The organism is Mesorhizobium sp. DxT (assembly GCF_058448885.1).
In genome coordinates this window covers 82,153-104,265 of sequence record NZ_JBZFLJ010000010.1, presented here as the reverse complement: position 1 = coordinate 104,265, position 22,113 = coordinate 82,153, and the positions used below count along the sequence as shown (strand labels likewise).

General features: G+C 63.2%; 22 protein-coding genes. 11 read left to right on the top strand and 11 right to left on the bottom strand.

Annotation, left to right across the window (positions count from 1 at the left end):
* Positions 1 to 24: 24 nt before the first annotated feature.
* From tolB to ruvC, 8 genes are all read right to left on the bottom strand, one after another.
* Positions 25 to 1,305, bottom strand: coding sequence for a Tol-Pal system beta propeller repeat protein TolB (gene tolB, locus ACVJNE_RS18540; RefSeq protein WP_368803644.1), 1,281 nt, complete (start codon positions 1,303 to 1,305; stop codon positions 25 to 27).
* Between the two features lie 94 nt (positions 1,306 to 1,399).
* The gene (tolA, locus tag ACVJNE_RS18535; protein WP_499567963.1) at positions 1,400 to 2,455 is read right to left on the bottom strand and encodes a cell envelope integrity protein TolA; all 1,056 of its coding nucleotides are present in this window, start codon (positions 2,453 to 2,455) and stop codon (positions 1,400 to 1,402) included.
* A 5-nt stretch (positions 2,456 to 2,460) separates the two neighbouring features.
* Positions 2,461 to 2,916, bottom strand: coding sequence for a protein TolR (gene tolR, locus ACVJNE_RS18530; protein WP_499567961.1), 456 nt, complete (start codon positions 2,914 to 2,916; stop codon positions 2,461 to 2,463).
* A gap of 11 nt (positions 2,917 to 2,927) precedes the next feature.
* Positions 2,928 to 3,644, bottom strand: a complete 717-nt coding sequence (tolQ, locus tag ACVJNE_RS18525; protein WP_421927053.1) for a protein TolQ — start codon at positions 3,642 to 3,644, stop codon at positions 2,928 to 2,930.
* Positions 3,645 to 3,865: 221 nt separating this feature from the next.
* Positions 3,866 to 4,324: a tol-pal system-associated acyl-CoA thioesterase gene (gene ybgC / locus ACVJNE_RS18520; RefSeq protein WP_499567959.1), complete on the bottom strand. Its 459-nt coding sequence runs from the start codon at positions 4,322 to 4,324 to the stop codon at positions 3,866 to 3,868.
* Positions 4,321 to 5,358, bottom strand: coding sequence for a Holliday junction branch migration DNA helicase RuvB (ruvB, locus tag ACVJNE_RS18515; RefSeq protein WP_499567957.1), 1,038 nt, complete (start codon positions 5,356 to 5,358; stop codon positions 4,321 to 4,323). Before ruvB ends, ybgC begins: the two co-directional genes overlap by 4 nt.
* 41 nt (positions 5,359 to 5,399) lie before the next feature.
* Positions 5,400 to 6,020: a Holliday junction branch migration protein RuvA gene (gene ruvA, locus ACVJNE_RS18510; RefSeq protein WP_499567955.1), complete on the bottom strand. Its 621-nt coding sequence runs from the start codon at positions 6,018 to 6,020 to the stop codon at positions 5,400 to 5,402.
* Between the two features lie 21 nt (positions 6,021 to 6,041).
* On the bottom strand, positions 6,042 to 6,566 hold the full coding sequence (gene ruvC, locus ACVJNE_RS18505; RefSeq protein WP_368803365.1) for a crossover junction endodeoxyribonuclease RuvC: 525 nt from the start codon (positions 6,564 to 6,566) through the stop codon (positions 6,042 to 6,044).
* Positions 6,567 to 6,737: 171 nt separating this feature from the next.
* Here ruvC and ACVJNE_RS18500 point away from each other — a divergent pair, with 171 nt between their 5' ends.
* On the top strand, positions 6,738 to 7,514 hold the full coding sequence (locus ACVJNE_RS18500) for a TSUP family transporter (protein WP_499567953.1): 777 nt from the start codon (positions 6,738 to 6,740) through the stop codon (positions 7,512 to 7,514).
* 3 nt (positions 7,515 to 7,517) lie between these two features.
* Here ACVJNE_RS18500 and rcdA read toward each other — a convergent pair whose 3' ends face one another.
* Positions 7,518 to 8,048 carry a protease adaptor protein RcdA gene (gene rcdA / locus ACVJNE_RS18495; RefSeq protein ID WP_499567951.1) on the bottom strand — a complete coding sequence of 177 codons (531 nt, stop codon included), beginning with the start codon at positions 8,046 to 8,048 and terminating at the stop codon, positions 7,518 to 7,520.
* Positions 8,049 to 8,531: 483 nt separating this feature from the next.
* On the opposite strand from rcdA, the gene ACVJNE_RS18490 reads away from it, so the two are divergent.
* The 3 genes from ACVJNE_RS18490 to ACVJNE_RS18480 are packed head-to-tail and all read left to right on the top strand — an operon-like array spanning position 8,532 to position 10,930.
* A complete protein-coding gene (locus ACVJNE_RS18490) occupies positions 8,532 to 8,933 on the top strand; it encodes a hypothetical protein (protein ID WP_499567949.1) in 402 nt (133 codons plus the stop codon).
* Positions 8,934 to 8,949: 16 nt separating this feature from the next.
* Positions 8,950 to 10,536: a gamma-glutamyltransferase family protein gene (locus ACVJNE_RS18485; RefSeq protein WP_499567947.1), complete on the top strand. Its 1,587-nt coding sequence runs from the start codon at positions 8,950 to 8,952 to the stop codon at positions 10,534 to 10,536.
* Between the two features lie 31 nt (positions 10,537 to 10,567).
* Entirely contained in the window at positions 10,568 to 10,930 is a 363-nt protein-coding gene (locus ACVJNE_RS18480) for an ASCH domain-containing protein (RefSeq protein ID WP_499567945.1), read from the top strand.
* Between the two features lie 7 nt (positions 10,931 to 10,937).
* On the opposite strand, the gene phaR is transcribed toward ACVJNE_RS18480, so the two are convergent.
* Positions 10,938 to 11,537 carry a polyhydroxyalkanoate synthesis repressor PhaR gene (gene phaR, locus ACVJNE_RS18475; RefSeq protein WP_499567943.1) on the bottom strand — a complete coding sequence of 200 codons (600 nt, stop codon included), beginning with the start codon at positions 11,535 to 11,537 and terminating at the stop codon, positions 10,938 to 10,940.
* 207 nt (positions 11,538 to 11,744) lie between these two features.
* On the opposite strand from phaR, the gene ACVJNE_RS18470 reads away from it, so the two are divergent.
* The 7 genes from ACVJNE_RS18470 (at position 11,745) to ACVJNE_RS18440 (ending at position 20,491) form a co-directional block, all read left to right on the top strand.
* Positions 11,745 to 12,929 (top strand): acetyl-CoA C-acetyltransferase, encoded by a 1,185-nt coding sequence (locus tag ACVJNE_RS18470; protein ID WP_499568140.1) that lies wholly within the window; start codon positions 11,745 to 11,747, stop codon positions 12,927 to 12,929.
* A gap of 121 nt (positions 12,930 to 13,050) precedes the next feature.
* Complete coding sequence (gene phbB / locus ACVJNE_RS18465; RefSeq protein ID WP_368803370.1) at positions 13,051 to 13,776, top strand: acetoacetyl-CoA reductase; 726 nt, start codon at positions 13,051 to 13,053, stop codon at positions 13,774 to 13,776.
* A gap of 711 nt (positions 13,777 to 14,487) precedes the next feature.
* Positions 14,488 to 17,607: a helicase-related protein gene (locus ACVJNE_RS18460; RefSeq protein WP_499567941.1), complete on the top strand. Its 3,120-nt coding sequence runs from the start codon at positions 14,488 to 14,490 to the stop codon at positions 17,605 to 17,607.
* Entirely contained in the window at positions 17,608 to 17,994 is a 387-nt protein-coding gene (locus ACVJNE_RS18455) for an RNA-binding S4 domain-containing protein (protein ID WP_499567940.1), read from the top strand. It begins immediately after the preceding gene.
* A 127-nt stretch (positions 17,995 to 18,121) separates the two neighbouring features.
* Positions 18,122 to 18,460, top strand: coding sequence for a ferredoxin FdxA (fdxA, locus tag ACVJNE_RS18450; RefSeq protein WP_499567938.1), 339 nt, complete (start codon positions 18,122 to 18,124; stop codon positions 18,458 to 18,460).
* 370 nt (positions 18,461 to 18,830) lie between these two features.
* The gene (locus ACVJNE_RS18445; protein WP_173194658.1) at positions 18,831 to 19,403 is read left to right on the top strand and encodes a CarD family transcriptional regulator; all 573 of its coding nucleotides are present in this window, start codon (positions 18,831 to 18,833) and stop codon (positions 19,401 to 19,403) included.
* 224 nt (positions 19,404 to 19,627) lie between these two features.
* A complete protein-coding gene (locus tag ACVJNE_RS18440; RefSeq protein ID WP_499567935.1) occupies positions 19,628 to 20,491 on the top strand; it encodes an RNA polymerase factor sigma-32 in 864 nt (287 codons plus the stop codon).
* Between the two features lie 15 nt (positions 20,492 to 20,506).
* On the opposite strand, the gene ACVJNE_RS18435 is transcribed toward ACVJNE_RS18440, so the two are convergent.
* Positions 20,507 to 22,015, bottom strand: a complete 1,509-nt coding sequence (locus ACVJNE_RS18435) for a M48 family metalloprotease (protein WP_368803373.1) — start codon at positions 22,013 to 22,015, stop codon at positions 20,507 to 20,509.
* Between the last annotated feature and the right edge of the window lie 98 nt (positions 22,016 to 22,113).

Below are 22,113 nucleotides of genomic sequence, written 5' to 3'. Positions count from 1 at the left end.
CGCCTTCCGTTCCAGGGGCTTCCGCTAGTCGAGCAGAGGTGACCATGCCGGGTCTGAAGCGAAATTCGGCGTCGGTATCGACTGCTCGTTACGACCGGTCAGGTCGATCGAGAAGAGACGGGGTCCACCGCCGCCCGCAGCTTCGCGGAAGAACATGAGAACACGCCCATTCGGGGCCCAGGTTGGCCCTTCCTGAAGGAAGCCGGAAGACAGGATGCGCTCGCCGGAGCCGTCGACACGCATGACGCCGATCTGGAACTCGCCGCCCGTCTGCTTCGTGAAGGCGATGAGATCACCGCGCGGCGACCACACCGGCGTCGAGTAGGTTCCGTCGCCGAAGGAGATGCGCTGCGGGTTCGAGCCGTCTGCGCCCATCACGTAGATGTGTGGGCGGCCGCCACGGTCCGAAGTAAAGACGACCCGGTTGCCGTCCGGCGAGTAGGAGGGGGAGGTGTCGATCGAGTTGGAGCTGGTCAGGCGCGTGGTGGTGCGGCTGCGCAGATCCATCGTGTAGATGTTGGAGTTTCCGTCGTCTCGCAGGAGGCTCATGATCACCTTCTGCCCATCTGGCGAAAAGCGCGGGGCGAAGGTCATGCCGGGGAAATTGCCGACAAGTTCGCGCTGTCCCGTCTCGATCTGCAGCAGGTAGACCTGCGGCTGACCGCTTTCGTAGGACATGTAGGTTATTTCCTGCCGATTAGGCGAGAAGCGCGGGGTCAGAACGATCGATCGTCCGTCCGATAGCGCACGTTGATTGGCGCCGTCCTGGTCCATGATCGCCAGACGCTTGACGCGCTGGTTCTTGGGGCCGGTTTCCTCGACGAAGACCACGCGCGTGTCGAAATAGCCTTTCTCGCCAGTCAGCCGCTCGTAGATGGCGTCGGCGATGATGTGGGCGACGCGCCGCCAGTTCGTTGGGTTGGCGAAGAACTGCTCGCCGACAAGCTGCTGACCCGCGAAGGTATCCCACAGGCGGAATTCGGCGCGCAGCCTGCCGTCAGCTTCCTTGGTAACGCGCCCGGTGACGATGGCCTGCGCGTTGATGACCTTCCAATCATCGAAGCGGGGTGCAACATCAGGGTTGGCCACGGTCTCGATGAATGCAGCCTTGTCGATCGGGGCGAACAGGCCGGAGCGTTTCAGATCCGCGGTGATGACCGCCGAGATCTCCTGCCCGATGGCGTCCGACGACACGAAATCGGTGATTGCCACCGGCAGAGGCTCGACCACGCCCTGCGTGATGTCGATCTCGAGCACGGCGCGTGCGGGCTGCGAGGCGGCGAGCGCGAGGCCGGCTGCCAGCATTCCGATCTTGAATAGGTTTGTCAGGGATTTCATCATTCGTTTGGCCTCATGGGTCCGATAGGGCTCATGCCGGTTTGATGGCGTTCCATTCAGGTCAGAACATGTCACGCGGGTCGAAGTTCACGACGACTTCCGACCAGGTGTTGTATTTGTCGCTGGGAAGCTGGAAGCCGCGCTGGCTGCAGATGCGGATGGCGCGCGTGGTGCTTTCGTCGAATTGCCGGTTGCCGCTTGCCTTCTCGATAACCGGGCTCCCCTCAAGGGTGCCCGAGGGGTCGAGACGGAACCGAACCGTGGTCTGCAGGTCAGATGAGCCTTCTGCTCCCACCGGCACGTTCCAGCAACTGCGCAGCTGGGCGATGATCGCATCGCGCTCGGTCTGGGTGAGCTGAGCGCCGGTGGTTTCCCGGCCGCCGAGCGCCGCCTGTTCATTCGAGCGCTGCGCGCCGCCGCCCGACGCGCGATCGCGGTTGAGTAGGGCGGCAACCTGATCCTCGAGGTTCTCGGAGTCGCGGTCGCTGGCGGCGGCCTGCTGACGCTGCTCCCTCTGGCGCTCGGGTTCGCGACGTTCCGGTGTGCGTGCGGCCTGTGCCTGCGGCGGCTGCGGACGCGACTGCGGGGTGGGCGCGCTCGTGGGCAGGCTCACGCTTTCTGTCGCGGGAGCCTCGGCGACCTCGGTTTCCGGTGCCGGATCAGGCGCGACTTCCTGCTGCGGGCGTGGCTCGGGAGCAACCTCGGTGGTCGGCACCGGTTCGGGGCGTGCCGGTTCCGCCTGAGGCTCTGGTTCGGGGGCCGGCTCGGGTGCGGGCGTCGGAGGGGTCGGCGCGGGAGGCGGTGCCTCGGCCGTTTCGACGGGCCGCGGCCGCGGGTCGGGTGTCGGCGGCGCGGTCGTGTCGACCGTGTTGTCGCCAACGCGCTGCGCATCCTCGACGACATCGGTCCGTGTGGTTGGCGTGGGCGCGGGACGTTCGGCGGCGGGCGCCTCGCGTTCGCCCTGTACGCTTTGCGCGAACTCGGCCATGGGGACGATGTCGACCGGGAAGGACTCGACGTCGGCAACTTCCATCGGACGCGGCGAAGACAGCGTGAAGAGCCCGAAGCCCAGCACGACCGTATGCAGCACCAACGATGTCGTCAGCCCGGCCTTCATGCCTTTCAGCTATCCTGTTCCTGCAGCGTCACAAGGCCCAGGTTGCGGTAACCTGCCGACGATATGCGCGCCATGACGCGCATGACCGTGCCATAATCGGCATCGCGGTCACCGCGCACGAAAATACGCTCCTCGTAGCCCGTCTGAGCGATGGCCTGCAGCTTGGGAACGATCTCGTCGATCGCGATCTCGGTTTCCTGAAGATATATCTGACCTTCCCGATTGACCGATACGGTGATGGGCTGCGTCTCAGCATTCAGAGCGCGGGCCTGCGTTTCGGGCAGTTCGATTGGCACGCCGACCGTGAGCAGGGGTGCTGCGACCATGAAGATGATGAGCAGGACCAGCATCACGTCGACGAATGGCGTGACGTTGATCTCCGACACCAGCTTATGGTGCCGCCCGCGTCTTCTGTGGCCGCGTCCACCGCGTCCGCCGGTCTGGCCGATTGACATTCCCATGGAACCCGCTCCTAAGCCGCCGCCCGCGTGACGACCTTTTCATCGATTTGCCGCGACAGTATGGCCGAGAACTCGTCGGCGAAGCCTTCCATACGCAGCCCGATCTTGCCCGCGTCGGACGACAGCTTGTTGTAGGCGATGGTCGCGGGAATAGCCGCCAGCAGGCCGAGTGCCGTCGCCAGAAGAGCTTCGGCGATACCGGGCGCGACAACGGCGAGATTGGTGGCGCCGGAACCTGCGATCGCCTGGAAAGAGGTCATGATGCCGATCACGGTGCCGAACAGCCCGATGAAGGGTGCGGCAGAACCGACGGAAGCGAGGAAGCCGAGCCGCCCTTCGAGACGCTCCATCTCGCGCGTCAGTGCCAGGTCCATCGCCTTGTCGATTCGGGTCTGTAGGCTGAGCGGCGATTTCACGCCCTTTTCGAAGCTCTTCTTCCATTCACGCATGGCGGCGACGAAGATCGAGCCCATGCCTGTCGTCTTGCGTTCAGAAAGTGACCGGTAGAGATCTTCGAGCGACTGCCCCGACCAGAAGACCTCCTCGAAGCGGCTCAGCGAAGCGCGCATGCGGCCATAGGCGAGCAGCTTGTCGACGATGATGGCCCAGGTCCAGACCGATGCAGCTATAAGGCCGATCATCACCAGCTTGACAACCCAGCCGGCCTGCATGAACAGGGCCCATATGGAGTGGTCGCCGCCGGGCGCGGCAAGAGCCATTTGTTCCATGAATCCTTAGTCCCTAAAGAGTGTCGGGCATTCGCCAGCGGCTGCCCGTGCGCATCATTCCCTATCGACCTCGGTCCGTCGTCGGTCCGAACTCGCCCTCAATGCGCGGTTTCGGCCTTTTCCGGGCCAAATTTGGTGAAACGAAGGCGCGTCGGATTCACGCGATGTTCACCACGATCTTGATGGACCGTTAAGGTTAAGGATCTGTTATGCGGGTCTGCTCAGGAGCGCGGCATGAAGGCGGCTACCCATTCCCTGGGAAACCTGCGCGGCCGGCCGCTCTCGGAGATGATCGCAGCCTCTACTTTTGCCTCGACCAGCAGCTCCTCGCCGCGCTTGAGTTGCTGCGCCATGAAGATACGCGCGCCGGACACCTTCTCGGTGCGGGTTTCCACAATCAGGATGTCGTCGATGCGGGCAGGGGCGCGAAAATCGATTTCCATGCGCTTGACCACCCAGACGAGCTTTTCGCCATGCTTGCCGTCGGCAAGCTCAGTGTGGTGCACCCCGGCAAGGCGCAGGAAATCCGAACGGCCGCGCTCGAAGAATTCCAGGTAGCGGGCATGATAGACGACGCCGGAGAAATCCGTGTCGGCATAGTAGACGCGCGCGTCGAGGCGATGCCCGTAATCGGTCAGTTCGCCGGAGAGCCCGGCGGGTATGGTTTCGTTAGCGCTCATTCTTCCTGAAACAGGTTGATCTGCTGCTGGGCGATGTTGGCGGGTGCATCCAGCCCCAGATGACGCCATGCATTGGCGGTGAGCACACGACCGCGCGGCGTGCGCTGGATGAACCCCTGTTGGATCAGATAGGGCTCGATGATGTCTTCGATCGCGTCGCGCGGTTCGGAAAGGCCGGCCGCGATCGTTTCGATGCCGACCGGCCCGCCGCCGAAATTGCGGGCGATCATGCCAAGATAGCGCCTGTCGAGATTGTCGAGGCCGAGCGCGTCGACCTCGAGTCGCGTCAAAGCCGCATCGGCCACCTTGCGGTCGACAACCTCGGCGCCGGCGACGGAGGCGAAATCCCGCACGCGCCGCAACAGGCGACCGGCGATACGCGGGGTGCCACGCGCGCGCCGCGCGATCTCGGTGGCACCATCGTCGTCCATCGCCAAGGACAGGATGCGGGCCCCGCGCCGCACGATCAATTCCAGTTCCTCGACGGTATAGAAGTCGAGCCGCACCGGAATGCCGAAACGGTCACGCAACGGGTTGGTGATGAGCCCCAGGCGGGTGGTGGCAGCAACGAGCGTGAAGCGCGCGAGGTCGATCTTCACCGACCGGGCCGCCGGGCCCTCGCCGATGATGAGGTCGAGCTGAAAATCCTCCATTGCAGGATAGAGGATTTCTTCCACTGCCGGGTTGAGACGATGGATCTCGTCGATGAACAGGACGTCGCGATCCTCGAGATTGGTCAGAAGGGCCGCAAGGTCGCCGGCCTTGGCGATGACCGGACCGGAGGTCGAGCGAAAATTGACGCCCAGCTCGCGCGCCATGATCTGCGCCAGCGTGGTCTTGCCGAGGCCCGGCGGGCCGACGAACAGCACGTGGTCGAGCGCCTCGCCGCGATTCTTGGCGGCTTCGATGAAGACTTTGAGGTTGGCGCGCGCCGCCGCCTGGCCGACGAATTCGTCCAGCGACTGCGGACGTAGCGTTTGCTCGACGTCCTCGCCGCGCTTGTCTGCCGATATGAGGCGGGGAGCGGTGTTCATGGCTTTTTCATTTCACGCGGCGCGCTTCGGCACAAGCCTGCTCACCGCGCCAGCTCCTTCAGGCCGAGCCGGATGAGCTTGGCGGAATCGGCATCTTCGCCGGCGGCTTTCATGGCTGCGGCGACGGCATTTGCGGCCATGTCGCGCGAATAGCCGAGATTGGTCAGCGCCGAGATCGCATCGGCCACCGGCGCTGGCGCCACGCCTTCGCCGATCTCCTGCTTGAAGCCGATCGTGCCGGATGCGTCGCCCGCGAAGGCGGGCGCCTTCGATTTGAGCTCGGTGACGATGCGCTCGGCTACCTTCTTGCCGACGCCCGGCGCCCTGGCCACCATGGCGATGTCGCGCAGCGCGATCGCGTTGGCGAGTTCCGAAGGCGACAGGGTCGACAGCACCGCCAGCGCGACCTTGGCGCCGACGCCCTGGACATTGTTTTGCAGCAGGCGGAACCACTCCCGCTCCAGCTCCGTCGCGAAGCCGTAGAGCCGGATCATGTCCTCGCGCACATAGGTCTCGATGAAGAGCACGGCCGCCTCGCCCCTGCCGGGCAGCGCCGCCAGCGTACGAGCCGGGCAATAAGCAACATAGCCGACGCCGTGAACGTCGATAATGCAGTGATCCTCGTCGATCTCGTCGACCGTTCCCTTGAGCTTGCCGATCATCCCCGCCACCCGCTCGTTGTTTTAACCGGCCGCCGCAAGTGCGGCCGCCGCCAGCCGCCCCGTCACGCTCTGGCGATGGTGAACATGGCAGATGGCGATGGCGAGCGCATCCGCTGCATCGTCGCTGTCGAAGGATGCTCGCGGCATCAGCACGCGCACCATCATGTGGATCTGCTTCTTGTCGCCATGGCCGACGCCGATCACCGCCTTCTTGACGGCGTTGGGTGCATATTCCGAAACCTGCAGGCCGGCCAGCGCCGGCACCAGCATCGCGACACCGCGTGCCTGGCCGAGTTTCAGCGTCGCGGTCGCATCCTTGTTGACGAATGTCTGCTCGACGGCCGCCTCGTGCGGCATCTGCCCGTGCACGATTGCAGACAGCCCGTCGTGGATCTGACGCAGGCGAGATGCGAGGTCGTCCTTGTCGTTCGAGCGCACCGTGCCGGCCGCGACAAAGCGCAGCGTGTTGCCCTGTGCCTCCACCACACCCCAGCCGGTGCGGCGCAGGCCAGGGTCGATACCGATGACGCGAATCGTGTCGTTCATGATGTCACCCTAGTCCGATCATCGGGCAATGCCATGGAAAAGTGAACAAACCAGCAACAAATGGCAGGATTGTGTGCTGGACCAGCGTTGCGGTTCCCTCTTGCACTGTCTCTATGAGGTCTCGGGCTGTATCGCCTTGCCGCAACTTCCGATCGCATACAGCCGCACAAGATGAACCTTCCGCCGCTCGACCTTTCGATGATGACCCTGCTGGCAGTCGTGCTTGTTGCCGGCGTTGCCAAGGGACTGTCCGGCTTCGGCACCGGCATGATCGTGGCTCCGGTGGCGGGTGCCTTGTATGGGCCGAAGGCGGCCCTGGTCATAATCGTCATCATCGACTCGCTGCCATCCGTGCCTGTCACGGTGCCGGCGCTGCGCATCGCGCGCTGGCAGGAAGTGCTGCCGGTCACGCTCGGACTGTTCCTTCTGTTCCCGGCGGGCATCTGGCTGCTGACACATGGCGACGAGACGGTGCTGCGCTGGATGATCTGTGGCGCAATCCTGTGCTGCGTCTTCGTGTTGTGGACGGGCTGGCGCTATAAGGGTCCGCGCAACCGGCTCACTTCGCTGTGCGTTGGCGGTGTGGCGGGCGTGCTCTCCGGCGTGGCCTCGATACCTGGCCCGCCCGTCATCGCCTACTGGATGGCGAGCGGGCTCCCGGCCGCCATCATCAGGGCCAACCTGCTGTCGCTGTTCCTACTCGGGGAGTTCGTCTCGATCGGCAATCTCTGGTTTGCCGGGTTGTTCCAGCGCGACGTCGTCACGCTGGGGCTGCTGGCTGCGCCTGCCTATTTCGTGGGTATTATGGCAGGCTGGGCGATGTTTTCCCGAGGCGGCGAATGGCTCTACCGGATGGTGACCTTCGTACTCGTCGTCATGGCCGCGCTGCTGGCGCTGCCTGCCTTCGATAGCGTTTTCGATGCAATTGCCCGCCAACTGGCCGGATAGCGACTACCCGCGGGCGAAAGCCGTGTGCAGCAGATTGATCTGGTCAGACACCGGGTTGCCGCGCTGCGGCGCCACGTAGCGCTGGCTCGCCGACTCGCCGTAGATCTCGTCGTCCATACGACGCACCAGCGCCTGAAGACGCAGCGAATGATCGACGATCGTGCGGAAGGTGTCCGGCAATTCTGCCCAGCCAGCCGTGTCGGTCGGTGCTGAGGTCGTGTCGAGCCGTACTTTGGCCTTCTCGGCGGCTACCTGGTCGCGGGTCATCTCACCGGAGTTCGCAGCGCGCTGGAGCAGCAGCCACGAGGCAATCTGCATCAGCCGTGTAGTCAGCCGCATCGACTCTGCAGCGTATAATGTCGCGCCGACGCGCGTCAGCGTCTTTGCGGCAGCGCGGCCTTCACCGTCTAGATATTCGGCAGCCCGTTCAACCAGCGTCATGCCTTCATTGTAGAGGGGCTTGAAGGAACTGGAAAAGACGCGCCTCTCGGCGAGCTTGACCGTGTTGGTTTCCCCGTGACCCTGCTCTTGCATGACCTTGCACCCCGCGAATTTACTGACGCTGCATTCCCTCGTCCGGCGGTCCCGGCTCTCGGTCGCCGGTGCCTAAACGATATCGACCGGACTTTGATCCCTCGGCCTTCCGAAGGCAAGCACGTGTTTAACGAAAGGTTAACGCGGTCGAGATGGCGGAAATAAGGGAACCGGGCACAAAAAAAGAGCCGCAAAGGCGGCTCTCAGGAGTTAACAGGGAGGCGTCAAACGGAGTGGCCCAGCCACTCGGTAAGAATCCAGATCACTGGATGCACACAGTAATGCCATGTAAAGCTTAACTGAAGCTTAACAGGATGGTTAATTTTGATCGAAACTGTATCGATCCGGAACAGATCAACGCTGCGGCACGCCTCATCATGAGTGTCTGGAAGCGGGTGATTCGTGGTCTCCCGCTTGAAGCAGATGCTTGACCGCGCAGCGGTTTTTCGCGCTACAAGGTAACCCACGTGTCCGGAGCCCGCCATGTTCGCCCATATCCCGCTGATGATCGTTCCCTTCGTCGTCTTTAACCTCGGTCTTGCGGGACTGTTCGGCGATCTCGGTGATCCGTGGCAGGCGGAGATGTTCTCGCTGACCATGCTTTCGGGCGGCATATGGGCCATGAGCCTCGCCGATATGATGGTGCTGCTTGCGCTGGCGCTGCTGTTCGTCGAGATCGTCAAGGCGACCCGTACGTCGAACGCTTCCGTGGTCGACCACCTGCTTTCGACCTTCGTTTTCGTGGCGTTCCTCGTTGAGTTCCTGCTCGTGCGGCAGGCGGCCAGCTCGCTGTTCTTCATCCTGATGGCGATCACGCTTGTCGACGTTCTGGCGGGGTTCGCGGTGTCGCTCCGTGCTGCCTCGCGCGACGTGAATTTCCGCTAACAGACCGGAGCTGAGCATGCGCGATTTCGACCAGCCCGGACGGTCACCCGTCATTGCGGAAAACGGCATGGCGGCAACGTCGCACCCGCTGGCTACGGCAACAGCGCTTGCCGTGCTGAAGGAAGGCGGCAATGCGGTCGATGCCGCTATCGCAGCTTCCGCAACACTATGCGTTGTCGAGCCGCATATGACCGGCATCGGCGGTGATTGCTTCGTCATTCTCGCCGAGCCCGACGGCACCGTTCATGGGCTCAACGGTTCAGGCCGCGCGCCAGCCGCCTCCGATCCGGCCTGGTATCGCGACAATGGTTTTGCCTCGATGCCGCAAACGGGCGTCCATGCAGTGACGGCGCCGGGCGCGGTGGATGCCTGGTCTCGCCTGAGTACACGCTTCGGCACGATGGGGTTCGACCGGCTATTCGCCGATGCGATCCGCTACGCCGAGGAGGGCTTTGCGGTTCATGCGCGGGTTGCTCGCGACTGGGCACTGCATGTTCCGGCGCTGCGTAGCGATCGCGGCGCGGCGATCCACTGTCTACGTGACGGGGATGCACCGGCGGCCGGCACGCGATTTCGCTTTCCGGCGCTTGGCGCGACTTTGCGGGCCATCGCCAAGGACGGTGCAAGGGCATTCTACGAAGGTGAGATCGCAGCCGAGATGGCCGCGACCGTTCGTGGGCAGGGCGGCTTCCTCAGCGAAGAGGACCTTGCCGCCGTCGCTGCTGACTGGGTGACGCCGCTCTCCGTTTCCTACGGCGGGTATGACGTGCTCGAAATTCCGCCCAGCGGGCAGGGCGTGACGGCGCTTATCCTGCTGCGGCTGATGGAGGCGCACGGTATCGGCAACCTCCCCACGGGCAGTGCGGAGCGCTATCACATGGAGATCGAGGCGGCACGCCTCGCTTATTCCGTGCGCGATCATCTTGTTTCCGACCCCGCAACGATGACGCGGACACCGGAGGAGCTGCTTTCCGACAGCTTCATCCGGGCGCTCGGCGCGCAGTTGAGCGCGGAGCGACGCAATCCGTCCGTTGTCCTGCCGGAAATGGCGCGGTCGGACACGGTCTATCTGACGGTGGTCGATCGCGACCGGCGCGCCGTCTCTTTCATCAATTCGGTCTATAGCGCTTTCGGCTCCAAAGTGGTCACGCCGCGTTCCGGGATCGCGCTTCAAAACCGGGGCGGCTGTTTTACGCTCGACGAGGGACACCCAAACGAGCTCGGTGGCGGGAAGCGACCGATGCACACGATCATTCCCGCGATGGCTATGAAGAATGGGCGTGCTGCAGTCTCTTTCGGTGTGATGGGCGGCGACTACCAGCCTATGGGGCACGCCCACGTCTTTTCCAACCTGGTCGACCGCGGCATGGACGCTCAGGAAGCGCTCGATCACCCTCGGCTGTTCTGGGGCGATGACGGTATTCTCGACGCGGAAGGCGGGATTCCGGCGCAGATCCGCAGCGATCTGGTTGCGCGGGGACATCAGGTGCGCGACGCCGGCGCACCGCATGGCGGCGGGCAGATGATCGTCATCGACGATGAGAACGGGTTCCTCGTCGGCGGGTCCGATCCGCGCAAGGACGGTTGCGCGCTGGGCTGGTAACGCTGCCTGACATCTATTTCTGGAGATACCGATGCAGACCCTGAAGGTCGTCGCCCGACTGTTCCCCTTGGTGGAAAGCGGCGAAAAGACTTCCACCATCCGCTGGCGCGAGCATCGCATCGAGCCGGGCCTGATGACCTATGTCTGCGAAGGCGATGATTGCAGGTCTGCCGTCGTGTGGGTCACGAGATGCACGGATATGCCGCTCAGCGAAGCGGCCGCCTTCCTTGGGCGGGAGGAGGAATGGCCGGACACCGTAATGCTCGTAGGCATGCGCGAGCATTATCCGGAGATCGAATTGACCAGCATCGTGCAGATCGTCGAGCACCTGTCGCCGGCGGAAACAAGCGCGCTGCGCGAGCCGAGCGATCAAGACAAACCAACAGGCGCCTGATCAGCGCCTATCCACGCCCCATCTGGTCGAGTTTGCGCTGCATGGCCGCGATCTGATCCTTCAGGTCCTGAAGGTCGTCAGGCTTGTCGCCGGCAACGTCTTCCTCAGTCGTGTCCTGCGTCGTCTGCGGCGGAAATGGCGTGAACATGCGCATGGCGTTCTGGAAGAGCTCGACGTTGCGGCGCGTCTGTTCCTCGATCGCCTTGATCGGGGTCGTGATCTTCATCATCTCCATCGGCGACTTGCCGATGGCGTCCTTCATCTGTTCGCGAAAGCGTTCCTGCTCCTTGGCGAACGCCATCATCGACTGCTCGAGGAAGCTCGGCACGACCATCTGCATCTGGTCGCCGTAGAAGGCTATGAGCTGGCGCAGGAACGGGATCGGCAGCATGTTCTGCCCGTCCTTGTTCTCCAGCTCGAAGATGATCTGGGTAAGCACCGGATGGGTGATATCCTCGCCGCTCTTGGCGTCCTGGACGGTGAATTCCTCGCCCTTCTTCACCATTTCCGCCAGATCTTCCAGCGTCACATAGGTGCTGGTGCCCGTGTTGTAGAGGCGGCGGTTGGCGTATTTTTTAATCACCACCGGATCGTCTTTTGCGGGCATTCATGACCTCCCGGAATGCGGCTACACAGACGTCGTACAAGGCCCATCTGCGACCCTGATCGTCAGGATATGCGCAAATGACCGGCAAATGAAAGCGCTTTGTGCAGTGCAAGACCGCCGGCCTCACATTCCGGTTTGACTCGTGCCCGTGATCGGGCAAGAAACATGAGTAGAGGCCAACATGCCAACGAGTTCGAGGAAACCGCCATGTCCGCTCCCGCCATCGTCATCGCCAGTGCCGCGCGCACGCCCGTCGGCTCCTTCAACGGCGCATTTGCAGCAACCCCGGCGCACGAGCTTGGCGCCGTGGCAATCCGCGAGGCGCTTGCCCGTGCCGGCGTCGATGCGGCGGAAGTGGACGAGGTCATTCTTGGTCAGGTGCTGACGGCGGGCCAGGGGCAGAACCCGGCGCGCCAGGCCGCGATTGCCGCCGGCGTTCCGAAGGAAGCTTCCGCCTGGGGGCTCAATCAGGTCTGTGGCTCGGGCCTGCGCACAATCGCCATCGGCATGCAGCAGATCGCCAGCGGCGATGCCGGCATCATCGTCGCCGGCGGGCAGGAATCGATGTCGCTTTCGACCCATTGCGCGCATCTGCGCGCTGGCGTGAAGATGGGCGACTACTCGATGATCGACACGATGATCCGCGACGGGCTCTGGGACGCCTTCAACGGCTATCATATGGGCAATACGGCCGAGAACGTCGCCCGGCAGTGGCAGCTCACGCGGGACGAGCAGGACGCATTCGCGGTCGCCTCGCAGAACAAGGCCGAAGCCGCCCAGAAGGCCGGGCGTTTCAAGGATGAAATCGTTCCAGTGACGATCAAGACCCGCAAGGGCGAGGTCGTGGTCGGCGACGACGAATATATCCGCCACGGCGCGACCCTGGAAGCCATGCAGAAATTGCGGCCCGCCTTCGACAAGGAGGGCACGGTGACCGCCGGTAACGCGTCCGGCATCAACGACGGCGCCGCCGCAGTCGTCCTGATGACGGAGGACGAGGCTCATCGTCGGGGCATCACGCCGCTGGCGCGCGTCGTTTCCTGGGCGACGGCAGGCGTCGATCCTAAAATCATGGGCACCGGCCCGATCCCGGCATCGCGCAAGGCGCTCGAGAAGGCGGGCTGGAAGGTCGAGGACCTCGATCTGGTCGAAGCCAACGAGGCTTTTGCCGCGCAGGCCTGTGCGGTCAACAAGGACATGGGCTGGAACCCGGACATCGTGAACGTGAACGGCGGCGCGATCGCCATCGGTCACCCGATCGGGGCATCTGGCGCGCGCATCTTCAACACGCTGGTCTACGAGATGAAGCGGCGCGGCGCGAAGAAGGGCCTGGCAACGCTCTGCATCGGCGGCGGCATGGGCGTCGCGATGTGCGTTGAAGCGATGAACTGAGCGAAGAGGTCGGTAAGGCAATATGGCGAGTAGGGCCGTAGGGGGAAAGAGCGACCAGAAGCGCCATCCCTACTGCCTTGGTCCCCTATTCCTTATTCGCTAAATTGGGAGGAGGAACCACATGACCAGGACGGCAATTGTCACCGGGGGCTCGCGCGGCATCGGCGCGGCCATATCGGCAGGGTTGAAGCAGGCAGGCTACAAGGTGGCCGCGAACTATGCCGGCAACGACGAAGCGGCTGCGAAGTTCAAGGAAGAGACGGGTATTCCGGTCTATAAATGGTCGGTCGCCGACTACGACGCCTGCGTCGAGGGGATCAAGCAGGTCGAGGCCGATCTCGGCCCCGTCGATATTCTGGTCAACAATGCCGGCATCACCCGCGACGGCATGTTTCACAAGATGACGCCGCAGCAGTGGCGCGAGGTCATCGATACCAATCTCAACGGCGTATTCAACATGACGCATCCGCTGTGGTCAGGCATGCGCGACCGTAAGTTCGGCCGTGTCATCACGATCTCGTCCATTAACGGCCAGAAGGGCCAGGCGGGGCAGGCGAACTATTCGGCGGCCAAGGCCGGCGATCTCGGATTCACCAAGGCGTTGGCGCAGGAAGGCGCACGCGCCGGCATTACGGTGAACGCGATCTGCCCGGGCTACATCGCAACCGAAATGGTCAAGGCGATCGACGAGAAAGTGCTCAACGAGCGCATCATCCCGCAGATCCCGGTCGGCCGGCTGGGCGAGCCGGAGGAGATTGCACGGATCGTCGCCTTCCTGGCCTCGGATGACGCAGGCTTCATCACCGGCTCGACCATTTCAGCCAATGGTGGGCAGTTCTTCGTCTGAGCCACGTTTCTGCTTACGGAAAGAAGCGGCCCCCATGGGGCCGTCTCTTTTTGGGCGAAGCTGTTGACCCGACGCATGCAACAACCCAGCAGCGAGTGCGCAAGAACAGACTGGTTCCGAGCGTAAGTGGTTAACGCCTGACTGCTGCTCCTGTGGAAATGCCGTGCACAGCCTGTGGAATTACGGTGGAAAAGCGGTGCATGACACAACATCTTGCGGTGAACAAAGCAGGAAAATGCAGAAGTCAGTGATTCGTCGCCGGTTCGTTCCGTGTTTGGCCGGAACGTTAACGGACAATGCGCCGACGCAGCCACAGGGTTAACAGTGCGTAAAAAATTCACTAACGAATTCTGAAGCTTGCGGCGCTGTTGACGATGCCAGAGCGCCAATTCAGCAGCTGCCGCCGCAAAAAGTTAACGGGTTTGGTCCCGCCAGGGAAAATGGTTCTTGCGCAGATTCCGCATGTGGTGACCAATGTGTGGCATATCTCTATATGTTGCGGTGATCAAAGCGGGAACATGCGAAAGTCAGCGATTCGTAGCCGATTCGTTCCAGACTCGTTCCAACCGTTAAAAACGCTGGTTGCTGCGTTGGCTTGGCGAGCCTTACGACCTATCTAGAAGGCGCGCCGGCATCTTCCGTTGCACCGTGCAGACATGCTAACGGAAGCGTCCACCGCTTTGCGGCGCGGCAAGAGGCCGACCTCGTACGATGAACATCCAGACCAGAACAGACGCGCCGCTCGTCCTTTCCGGACGGGATGTCACCGCCGTGCTCGGACCGACCAACACCGGCAAGACCCATCTGGCAATCGAGCGGATGGTCGCGCATGAGAGCGGGGTCATCGGGCTGCCGTTGCGGCTGCTTGCGCGCGAGGTCTATGCGCGCGTGTGCGAGAAGGTAGGGGCCGAGAAGGTCGCGCTGATCACCGGCGAAGAGAAGATTGTGCCGCCGGGCGCGCGCTATTCGGTGTGCACGGTCGAGGCGATGCCGCGCGAGACGGACGCCGCCTTCGTGGCGATCGACGAGGTGCAACTGGCGGCCGATCTCGAGCGCGGGCACATTTTCACCGACCGCATCCTGCATCTGCGTGGCCGGCAGGAGACCCTGTTGCTGGGCGCGGCCACGATGCGCGGGATTCTGGAGAAGCTGCTGCGTGGGATTTCGGTGGTCACGCGCCCGCGCATGTCGCAGCTTGCCTATGCTGGCCAGAAGAAGCTGACTCGATTGCCGCGCCGCAGCGCCATCGTCGCGTTCTCCGCAGATGAGGTTTACGGCATCGCCGAACTGATCCGGCGGCAGCGCGGGGCCGCAGCGGTCGTGCTTGGCGCGCTCAGCCCACGCACCCGCAATGCCCAGGTCGAACTCTACCAGTCCGGCGACGTCGACTATCTGGTTGCGACGGACGCCATCGGCATGGGGCTCAATCTGGACGTCGACCACGTCGCGTTCGCCCAGAACCGCAAGTTCGACGGCTATCAGTACCGCGATCTCAGCGCCGCCGAACTCGGCCAGATCGCTGGCCGCGCCGGCCGTCATCTTCGCGACGGTACTTTCGGCGTCACGGGACAGGTGGCGCCTCTCGAGGACGAGCTGGTCGAACGCATCGAATCGCACAGCTTCGAATCCATGAAGGTGCTGCAATGGCGCACCGCGGCTTTCGATTTCTCGAGCATCGGCAGTCTCAAGCGCTCGATCGACCGCATTCCGCAGGTGGAGGGTCTGACGCGGGCGCTGCCGGCGGTCGACGCACGCGCGCTCGATCATCTGTCGCAGGACGAGGACGTGCGCGGGCTCGCGACCGACGCCCGCCGGGTCGAGCTGCTGTGGGAAGCGTGTGCTCTGCCGGACTATCGTCGCATTGCGCCCGCGCAGCATGCAGACATCATCGGCAGCATCTATCTGGACCTAGCCCGCAAGGGGCACGTCGACGAAAATTACATGGCTGAACAGGTGGACCGCGCCGACACGACCGATGGCGACATCGATACGCTGTCGCATCGGATCGCACAGATCCGCACCTGGACCTTCGTCTCCCATCGGCCCGGCTGGCTGGCCGATCCGGCACACTGGCAGGAAAAAACGCGCGAGATAGAGGACAAGCTGTCAGATGCGCTCCACGAACGATTGACGAAACGGTTCGTAGACCGCAGGACTTCCGTGCTCATGAGGCGCCTGAGAGAAAATGCAATGCTTGAAGCAGAAATAAACCCGTCGGGTGACGTCGTCGTCGAAGGACATCATGTCGGCGCGTTGCAGGGGTTCCGGTTCTCGGCCGATCAGGCGGCCGACGGAGAGGATGCCAAGGCGGTCAAGGCAGCCGCGCAGAAAGCGCTGGCGCAGGAGTTCGACGCGCGGGCTGAACGCTTCGCGGTTGCCGCCAACGGCGATTTCGCGCTCGCCTCTGACGGGTTGCTGCGCTGGATCGGTGCGCCGGTTGCGACTTTGACGGCGGGAGAGGACCCGCTAACGCCGCGCGTCATCCTGCTGGCCGACGAGCAACTCACCGGCCCGGCGCGCGACAAGGTTGCCGCGAGGGCAGAGCGTTTCGTGCGCTACCAGATCGAAACTTTGCTCAAGCCGCTTTTCGACCTACGCAACGCCGAGCAGCTCACCGGCATCGCGCGCGGCATCGCTTTCCGGCTGACGGAGAATTTCGGGCTGCTCAACCGGCGCGATGTCGCCGACGACGTCAAGGCGCTCGACCAGGAAGCGCGCGCTGCGCTGCGGCGGCTGGGTGTGCGTTTCGGCGCGTTCCACATCTTCGTGCCCGCGCTGCTGAAGCCCGGCCCGGCCGGTCTGGTGACGCTGCTCTGGTCGCTGGGCAATGACGGCAAGGACAAGCCCGGTTTCGGCGACGTGGTCAATGCGCTCGCATCCGGCCGCACTTCGCTCATGGTGGAGCCTTCCTACGAGCCGACATTCTACCAATTGGCCGGCTATCGCACGCTTGGACGCCGTGCGGTGCGTGTCGATATTCTGGAGCGTCTGGCCGACCTCATCCGTCCCGCGCTTGCGTGGCGGGCGGGAAGCGGCCCGCGCCCCGAAGGCGCGTTCGACGGGGCCGCGTTCACCGTCACCCCGGCGATGATGTCGATCCTGGGCGCGACCGCCGACGACATGGAAGAAATCCTCAAGGGTCTGGGCTACCGCGCGGAGGCGAAACCGGCAGCCGAAGTCCAGGCAAGGCTCGATGCCTTCGATACTGCCGAGCGAGAACGCGTCGCAGCAGTGCAGGCGGCTGCCGCTGCAGCCAAGCCGGTGGCAGTCGATGTGCCGGCCGAAGCATCTGCGGAGGAACCTTCGGCGGACGCAGCGACCGTCAGCGAGGGCGAAGCCGCAGCCGCAGGCAATGTGGCGCCCGTCGAGCCTGCGAGCGACAGCGGGTCCGTCAGCGAAGCAAGGCCGGCCGCAACGATCGAAGAGCAGCCTGCCGAAGAGGCGTCGAACGCACCGGCCACGGCATCCCCTGAGGATGAGGCCGTGGTCGAGGAGCCGAAGCCGATCCTGCTGTGGCGACCCGTCCGCCACGACGGCCGCCAGCGCCATGGTCGCGGGCGGGGCGCACCAAATCACGGCCCCAATCACGGCAAGGGCGAACAGCGGCGCGAGGGCGGCGAACGCCAGGGTCGCGGCGGCGACGGGCGTGATCGCGACCGGGATCGCGGCAAGAAGTTCAAGGGCAAGGGAGAGGGCCGGCCGGACCGGCGCGAGGAGCGCCGTGGGGGCGAGCGTCCCGGCGGCAAGCCGCGCGAGGAGCGACCGGCGAAAATCGACCCGGATTCGCCTTTCGCCAAGCTCGCAGCATTGCGCGAGCAGCTCAAGAAGTAGATGCCGGGCGACGGTCGCCAGCGCATCGACAAGTGGCTGTTCTTCGCCCGCGTGGTCAAATCGCGGTCGCTTGCGGCCAAACTCGTCCAGGCGGGCCGCGTGCGTCTCAACAGGGACAAGATCGACCAGCCGTCCCAGCAGATCAAACCGGGCGACGTGCTGACGATGACGCTCGAACGCCGGGTGATCGTCTACCGCGTTCTCGATCCTGGCACGCGGCGCGGACCTGCCGATGAAGCCCGCACGCTCTACGAAGACCTGACACCGCCGCCAGCGAGCGGGGGCGAGGCCGTGCCTGACGCGATCGCGCCGGTTCGCCCGCAGGGCAGCGGCAGGCCAACGAAGAAGGATCGCCGCCGCATGGATGCCTTGCGCGAAGACGAGTGAATTTAGCCGCGATGGAATTTCATTTCCCAAGCAGTCGCTTGCGCGCATTCGCCACCCTTGCGTGGCCGCCGCAAAGGCGTTACCTCACCGCCGATCGTACAAGAATGCTGCCGGCCGGAGCCGTTCCATGACCTATGTCGTCACCGACAACTGCATCAAGTGCAAGTATATGGATTGCATCGAGGTGTGTCCGGTCGACTGTTTCTACGAAGGCGACAACATGCTCGTCATCCACCCGGACGAGTGTATCGACTGTGGCGTTTGCGAGCCTGAATGCCCCGCCGATGCCATCAAGCCGGATACCGAACCGGGCCTTGAAAAGTGGCTCGAGATCAACACCGAATATGCCTCCAAATGGCCGAACATCACGGCCAAGAAGGAGCCTCCGGCCGATGCGAAAGAGTTCGACGGCGTCGAGGGCAAGTTCGAAAAATACTTCTCCGCGGAGCCCGGTGAAGGGGACTGACAAGGCGGGAACTGATGCAACGTTACCTCTGTACCGCCATCACCTCGCCATGCAGCTTGCTGCGACGAGGTTGTTCGCGCATGCGGCAAATTGTTGATTCTTTCGACTTTTTATGTTACAAACAATCAACATGCCGATGACAGACGTCGATTTATGGCGCAAGCGCTCTAATCATTGAAAGGCTGAAGCGTTTCCGGAACAGTCAAGCTGGGCCGGGCAGGTGTTTTGACACCGGGTCCGGGCCAAGGGCTTCTTTCGGAATGCTTCGCTCGTCTTGTCTCTGGCAGTTGGCTGGCCGGCTCATCGGCCATGGTCTGGGCACGGATCTTCCGGTTCGCGCCTCAAGGACATAAAAAGGAGTACAGGGCGTATGGCAACCCAGCAGAAGAAATCCGCGACACGACAGGGCTTCAAGACCGGCGAGTATATCGTCTATCCGGCGCATGGCGTTGGACAGATCGTCACGATCGAGGAGCAGGAAGTCGCGGGCCACAAGCTGGAACTTTTCGTCATCGACTTCCAGAAAGACAAGATGCGCCTCAAGGTGCCGGTCGCCAAGGCGACGTCGATCGGCATGCGCAAGCTGTCTGAAACCGATTATGTCGACCGCGCGCTCAAGGTCGTGCAGGGGCGTGCACGCGTGAAGCGCACCATGTGGTCGCGCCGTGCGCAGGAGTATGACGCAAAGATCAATTCCGGCGACCTGATCTCGATCTCGGAAGTGGTGCGTGACCTCTATCGCGCCGAAAACCAGCCCGAGCAGTCCTACTCGGAGCGTCAGCTCTACGAGGCGGCGCTCGACCGGATGGCGCGCGAGATCGCTGCCGTGAACAAGATGTCGGACACCGAGGCGGTGCGTCTCATCGAGACCAACCTCAACAAGGGTCCGCGTCGCGGCGCGAAGGCCGACAACGAGGAAACCGAACAGGAAGAAGCTGCATAAGACGCAGTTCGTTCTTTGGTTTGAACTGATCGACCCGGCTGCTTCGGCAGCCGGGTTTTCTTTTTGTCAGAGATGCGAACTGGGTCATGATCCTCTTGCGCCGCTCACGTCTTTGTGCGCTGCCACAAGCCGCACGCGGCTGGCGACGACACGAGCTAACTTCTAATATAGCCAGATGGAACTTTTACGGCCGGTGACGCGTATTCCTTGTTCGGGAGCGTGACATGGACGATCCAGCAAAGCGAAGCATGATCCGTGAGGCGATGCGAGCGCCCTATCTGGCGCGCGAGGAGGAGCATGAGCTCGCCCTGCGCTGGAAGGAGAAGGGCGATCAGCAGGCTCTTCACCGCATAGCGGTTGCCCATATGAGGCTCGTGATCTCCATGGCTTCGAAATTCCGTCATTTCGGCCTCTCCATGAGCGATCTCATTCAGGAAGGTCATGTCGGCCTGCTGGAGGCGGCTGCCCGTTTCGAACCGGAACGCGAGGTGCGCTTCTCGACCTACGCCACATGGTGGATCCGCGCGTCGATGCAGGACTTCATCCTGCGCAACTGGTCGATCGTGCGCGGCGGCACGTCATCCGCCCAAAAGGCTTTATTCTTCAATCTGCGTCGTCTTCGTGCGCGGCTGGCGCAGGATTCGCGCATGCTGTCGAACGACGCGCTCTATAACGAGATTTCGGCAGCACTTGGCATCGCGGCGGCCGACGTCGCGACGATGGACGCACGCTTGTCCGGTCCCGATACGTCGCTGAACGCACCCGTTGCGGCTGACGGCGATACCGGTTCCGAACGGATGGATTTTCTCGTTTCCGACCAGCCGCTCCCCGACGAAGTCGTGGGTTCTCGCATTGATGAGGAGCGGCGTGCGCAATGGCTGAGCCAGGCTTTGGCAACGCTCAATCCGCGCGAATTGCGTATCATCCGTGAGCGCAGGCTGCGCGATGAGGGTGCAACGCTGGAGGCGCTGGGCGAGAAGCTCGGCATCTCCAAGGAGCGTGTGCGCCAGATCGAAGGCCGCGCGCTTGAAAAGCTGCGTACGGCACTGGTGAATATCGATCCAGCAGTGGTTCGCAGCGCAGCCTGAGACCCGAGATAAGCCTTACCTGTCGGTGATGATCTTCACCTTGCTGCCGGCCGACACCGTCGCGCCGGAACTCATGGCATTGATGAGCCGGAACATGTCCATCTTCCGATCGACACCCTGCATCTGGGCGGCAAGGGTCGCCACCGTCTGTCCTGCGCGGACCGTAACCACCCGGACGCGAAGCGGACGCAGCGATGCTTTTTCGGCTGCAGTCAGCGTGCGGAAGCTGCTGCCGACCTGGCTCGCTATGGCATCGAGGGCGGTGCTGGCTGCCGGTGCTGCGGTCAGTAGGCGATAGACCTCACCTGCGGCACGGATCACGGTCACGTCGAACTGCCAGCCTTCGGCGCTTGCGCGGGCGGAAACAGCCTCGTTGCCGTTGATTGTGGTCTGCCGGATGCTTGAGGTGTCGAGGCCCGCGACCCAGCCGCTGCGTACATAGTCGGCGAGCGAAACGCGCCGATCGATCGACACGCCATCGAAGCGAATGGCGACATCGCCCGGCCCCGCGGCGGTTACGGCTGCCGCCGTGTTGTCGATCACGAAGCCCTCGGGCACCGAAAATGCCACGCCAAGTTTCGGGTGCATGAAGGTCAGCCCACGCACGAAGCCTTCTTCCGGCGTGTCGCCGAACAGCATGCCGTCAAGGCCTTCCAGGAACTGGTCGCGGTCGCGCGTGCCCGTACCCGGCGCTCCGTACTGACGGGCGTGCCGAAGCGCGAGCTCTATGCGCTGTGGCGCAGTCGGGTGGCTCGCCAGAAAGTCGAGGTTCTCGTCGACGGCACCCGTCACGTTGCGCGATGCGCTGTAGGAAGCCATCGACTGCAGGAACCGTGCCGAGGCAAAAGGATCGTAGCCGGCGCGCGCGATTGCACGGATACCGATTGCGTCTGCTTCGAGCTCCTGATTGCGGGAGAATTGCGCAAGCCGCAGCTTGCCGCGCACAAGAGCCACCCGTGCGGCGGGATCGCTGCCAAGAACGTCGTTGACCACCTGCGAGGCCAGAACCTCTTCGGCTTCCTTCTGTTGGCGCTGGATGCCGTGATTTGCGGTCACATGCGCCATTTCGTGCGCCAGCACGGCGGCAAGCTCGGCCGAATCGTTGGCGAGCGCCAGCAGTCCGCGCGTCACGTAGAGATAGCCTCCCGGCAGAGCGAAGGCGTTGATGTTGGGCGAATTCAGTATGGTGATCTGGTAGGTCTGGTTCGGGTTTTCGGGGTCGAGCGTCAGTGTGCCGACGACCCTGGCGACCATACGCTCCAACTTGCGATCAGAATATTCACCGCCATATGTCGCGAGAATGCGCGGATGCTGCTCGCGCGCGATCGCCGCCATGCGGTCGTTTCGGGTGACCGTATCGACGGTAACGGGATTGGCAGAGGGCTGGAACGCGTCGCTGTTGCCGGTCGCGCCTTCGAGCACCTGGCAGCCTGCAAGCGAAGAAATCAGGCCGAGCAAGATCACACCGCGCCGCAGAGCGCAGCCCGGTCCGGTTTGGGACCGGAGCTTCAACTTATCCTGCATTGGCGTGGACAGCTCGTTGTCCTTTCATCGAATTCGATGCTTCAGAAACGGAATAGAGGCAAAAGGGTTGCAAACGAGCTAAGCCAGAGTCCCGGTAC

Excerpts from the sequence above, each read along its gene's own strand:
- tolB (WP_368803644.1), bottom strand. The coding sequence starts at position 1,305 with ATGCTGGCAGCCGGCCTCGCGCTCGCCGCCTCGCAGCCCGCACGCGCC.
- tolA (WP_499567963.1), bottom strand. The coding sequence starts at position 2,455 with ATGAAGGCCGGGCTGACGACATCGTTGGTGCTGCATACGGTCGTGCTG.
- tolR (WP_499567961.1), bottom strand. The coding sequence starts at position 2,916 with ATGGGAATGTCAATCGGCCAGACCGGCGGACGCGGTGGACGCGGCCAC.
- tolQ (WP_421927053.1), bottom strand. The coding sequence starts at position 3,644 with ATGGAACAAATGGCTCTTGCCGCGCCCGGCGGCGACCACTCCATATGG.
- ybgC (WP_499567959.1), bottom strand. The coding sequence starts at position 4,324 with ATGAGCGCTAACGAAACCATACCCGCCGGGCTCTCCGGCGAACTGACC.
- ruvB (WP_499567957.1), bottom strand. The coding sequence starts at position 5,358 with ATGAACACCGCTCCCCGCCTCATATCGGCAGACAAGCGCGGCGAGGAC.
- ruvA (WP_499567955.1), bottom strand. The coding sequence starts at position 6,020 with ATGATCGGCAAGCTCAAGGGAACGGTCGACGAGATCGACGAGGATCAC.
- ruvC (WP_368803365.1), bottom strand. The coding sequence starts at position 6,566 with ATGAACGACACGATTCGCGTCATCGGTATCGACCCTGGCCTGCGCCGC.
- ACVJNE_RS18500 (WP_499567953.1), top strand. The coding sequence starts at position 6,738 with ATGAACCTTCCGCCGCTCGACCTTTCGATGATGACCCTGCTGGCAGTC.
- rcdA (WP_499567951.1), bottom strand. The coding sequence starts at position 8,048 with ATGCAAGAGCAGGGTCACGGGGAAACCAACACGGTCAAGCTCGCCGAG.
- ACVJNE_RS18490 (WP_499567949.1), top strand. The coding sequence starts at position 8,532 with ATGTTCGCCCATATCCCGCTGATGATCGTTCCCTTCGTCGTCTTTAAC.
- ACVJNE_RS18485 (WP_499567947.1), top strand. The coding sequence starts at position 8,950 with ATGCGCGATTTCGACCAGCCCGGACGGTCACCCGTCATTGCGGAAAAC.
- ACVJNE_RS18480 (WP_499567945.1), top strand. The coding sequence starts at position 10,568 with ATGCAGACCCTGAAGGTCGTCGCCCGACTGTTCCCCTTGGTGGAAAGC.
- phaR (WP_499567943.1), bottom strand. The coding sequence starts at position 11,537 with ATGCCCGCAAAAGACGATCCGGTGGTGATTAAAAAATACGCCAACCGC.
- ACVJNE_RS18470 (WP_499568140.1), top strand. The coding sequence starts at position 11,745 with ATGTCCGCTCCCGCCATCGTCATCGCCAGTGCCGCGCGCACGCCCGTC.
- phbB (WP_368803370.1), top strand. The coding sequence starts at position 13,051 with ATGACCAGGACGGCAATTGTCACCGGGGGCTCGCGCGGCATCGGCGCG.
- ACVJNE_RS18460 (WP_499567941.1), top strand. The coding sequence starts at position 14,488 with ATGAACATCCAGACCAGAACAGACGCGCCGCTCGTCCTTTCCGGACGG.
- ACVJNE_RS18455 (WP_499567940.1), top strand. The coding sequence starts at position 17,608 with ATGCCGGGCGACGGTCGCCAGCGCATCGACAAGTGGCTGTTCTTCGCC.
- fdxA (WP_499567938.1), top strand. The coding sequence starts at position 18,122 with ATGACCTATGTCGTCACCGACAACTGCATCAAGTGCAAGTATATGGAT.
- ACVJNE_RS18445 (WP_173194658.1), top strand. The coding sequence starts at position 18,831 with ATGGCAACCCAGCAGAAGAAATCCGCGACACGACAGGGCTTCAAGACC.
- ACVJNE_RS18440 (WP_499567935.1), top strand. The coding sequence starts at position 19,628 with ATGGACGATCCAGCAAAGCGAAGCATGATCCGTGAGGCGATGCGAGCG.
- ACVJNE_RS18435 (WP_368803373.1), bottom strand. The coding sequence starts at position 22,015 with ATGCAGGATAAGTTGAAGCTCCGGTCCCAAACCGGACCGGGCTGCGCT.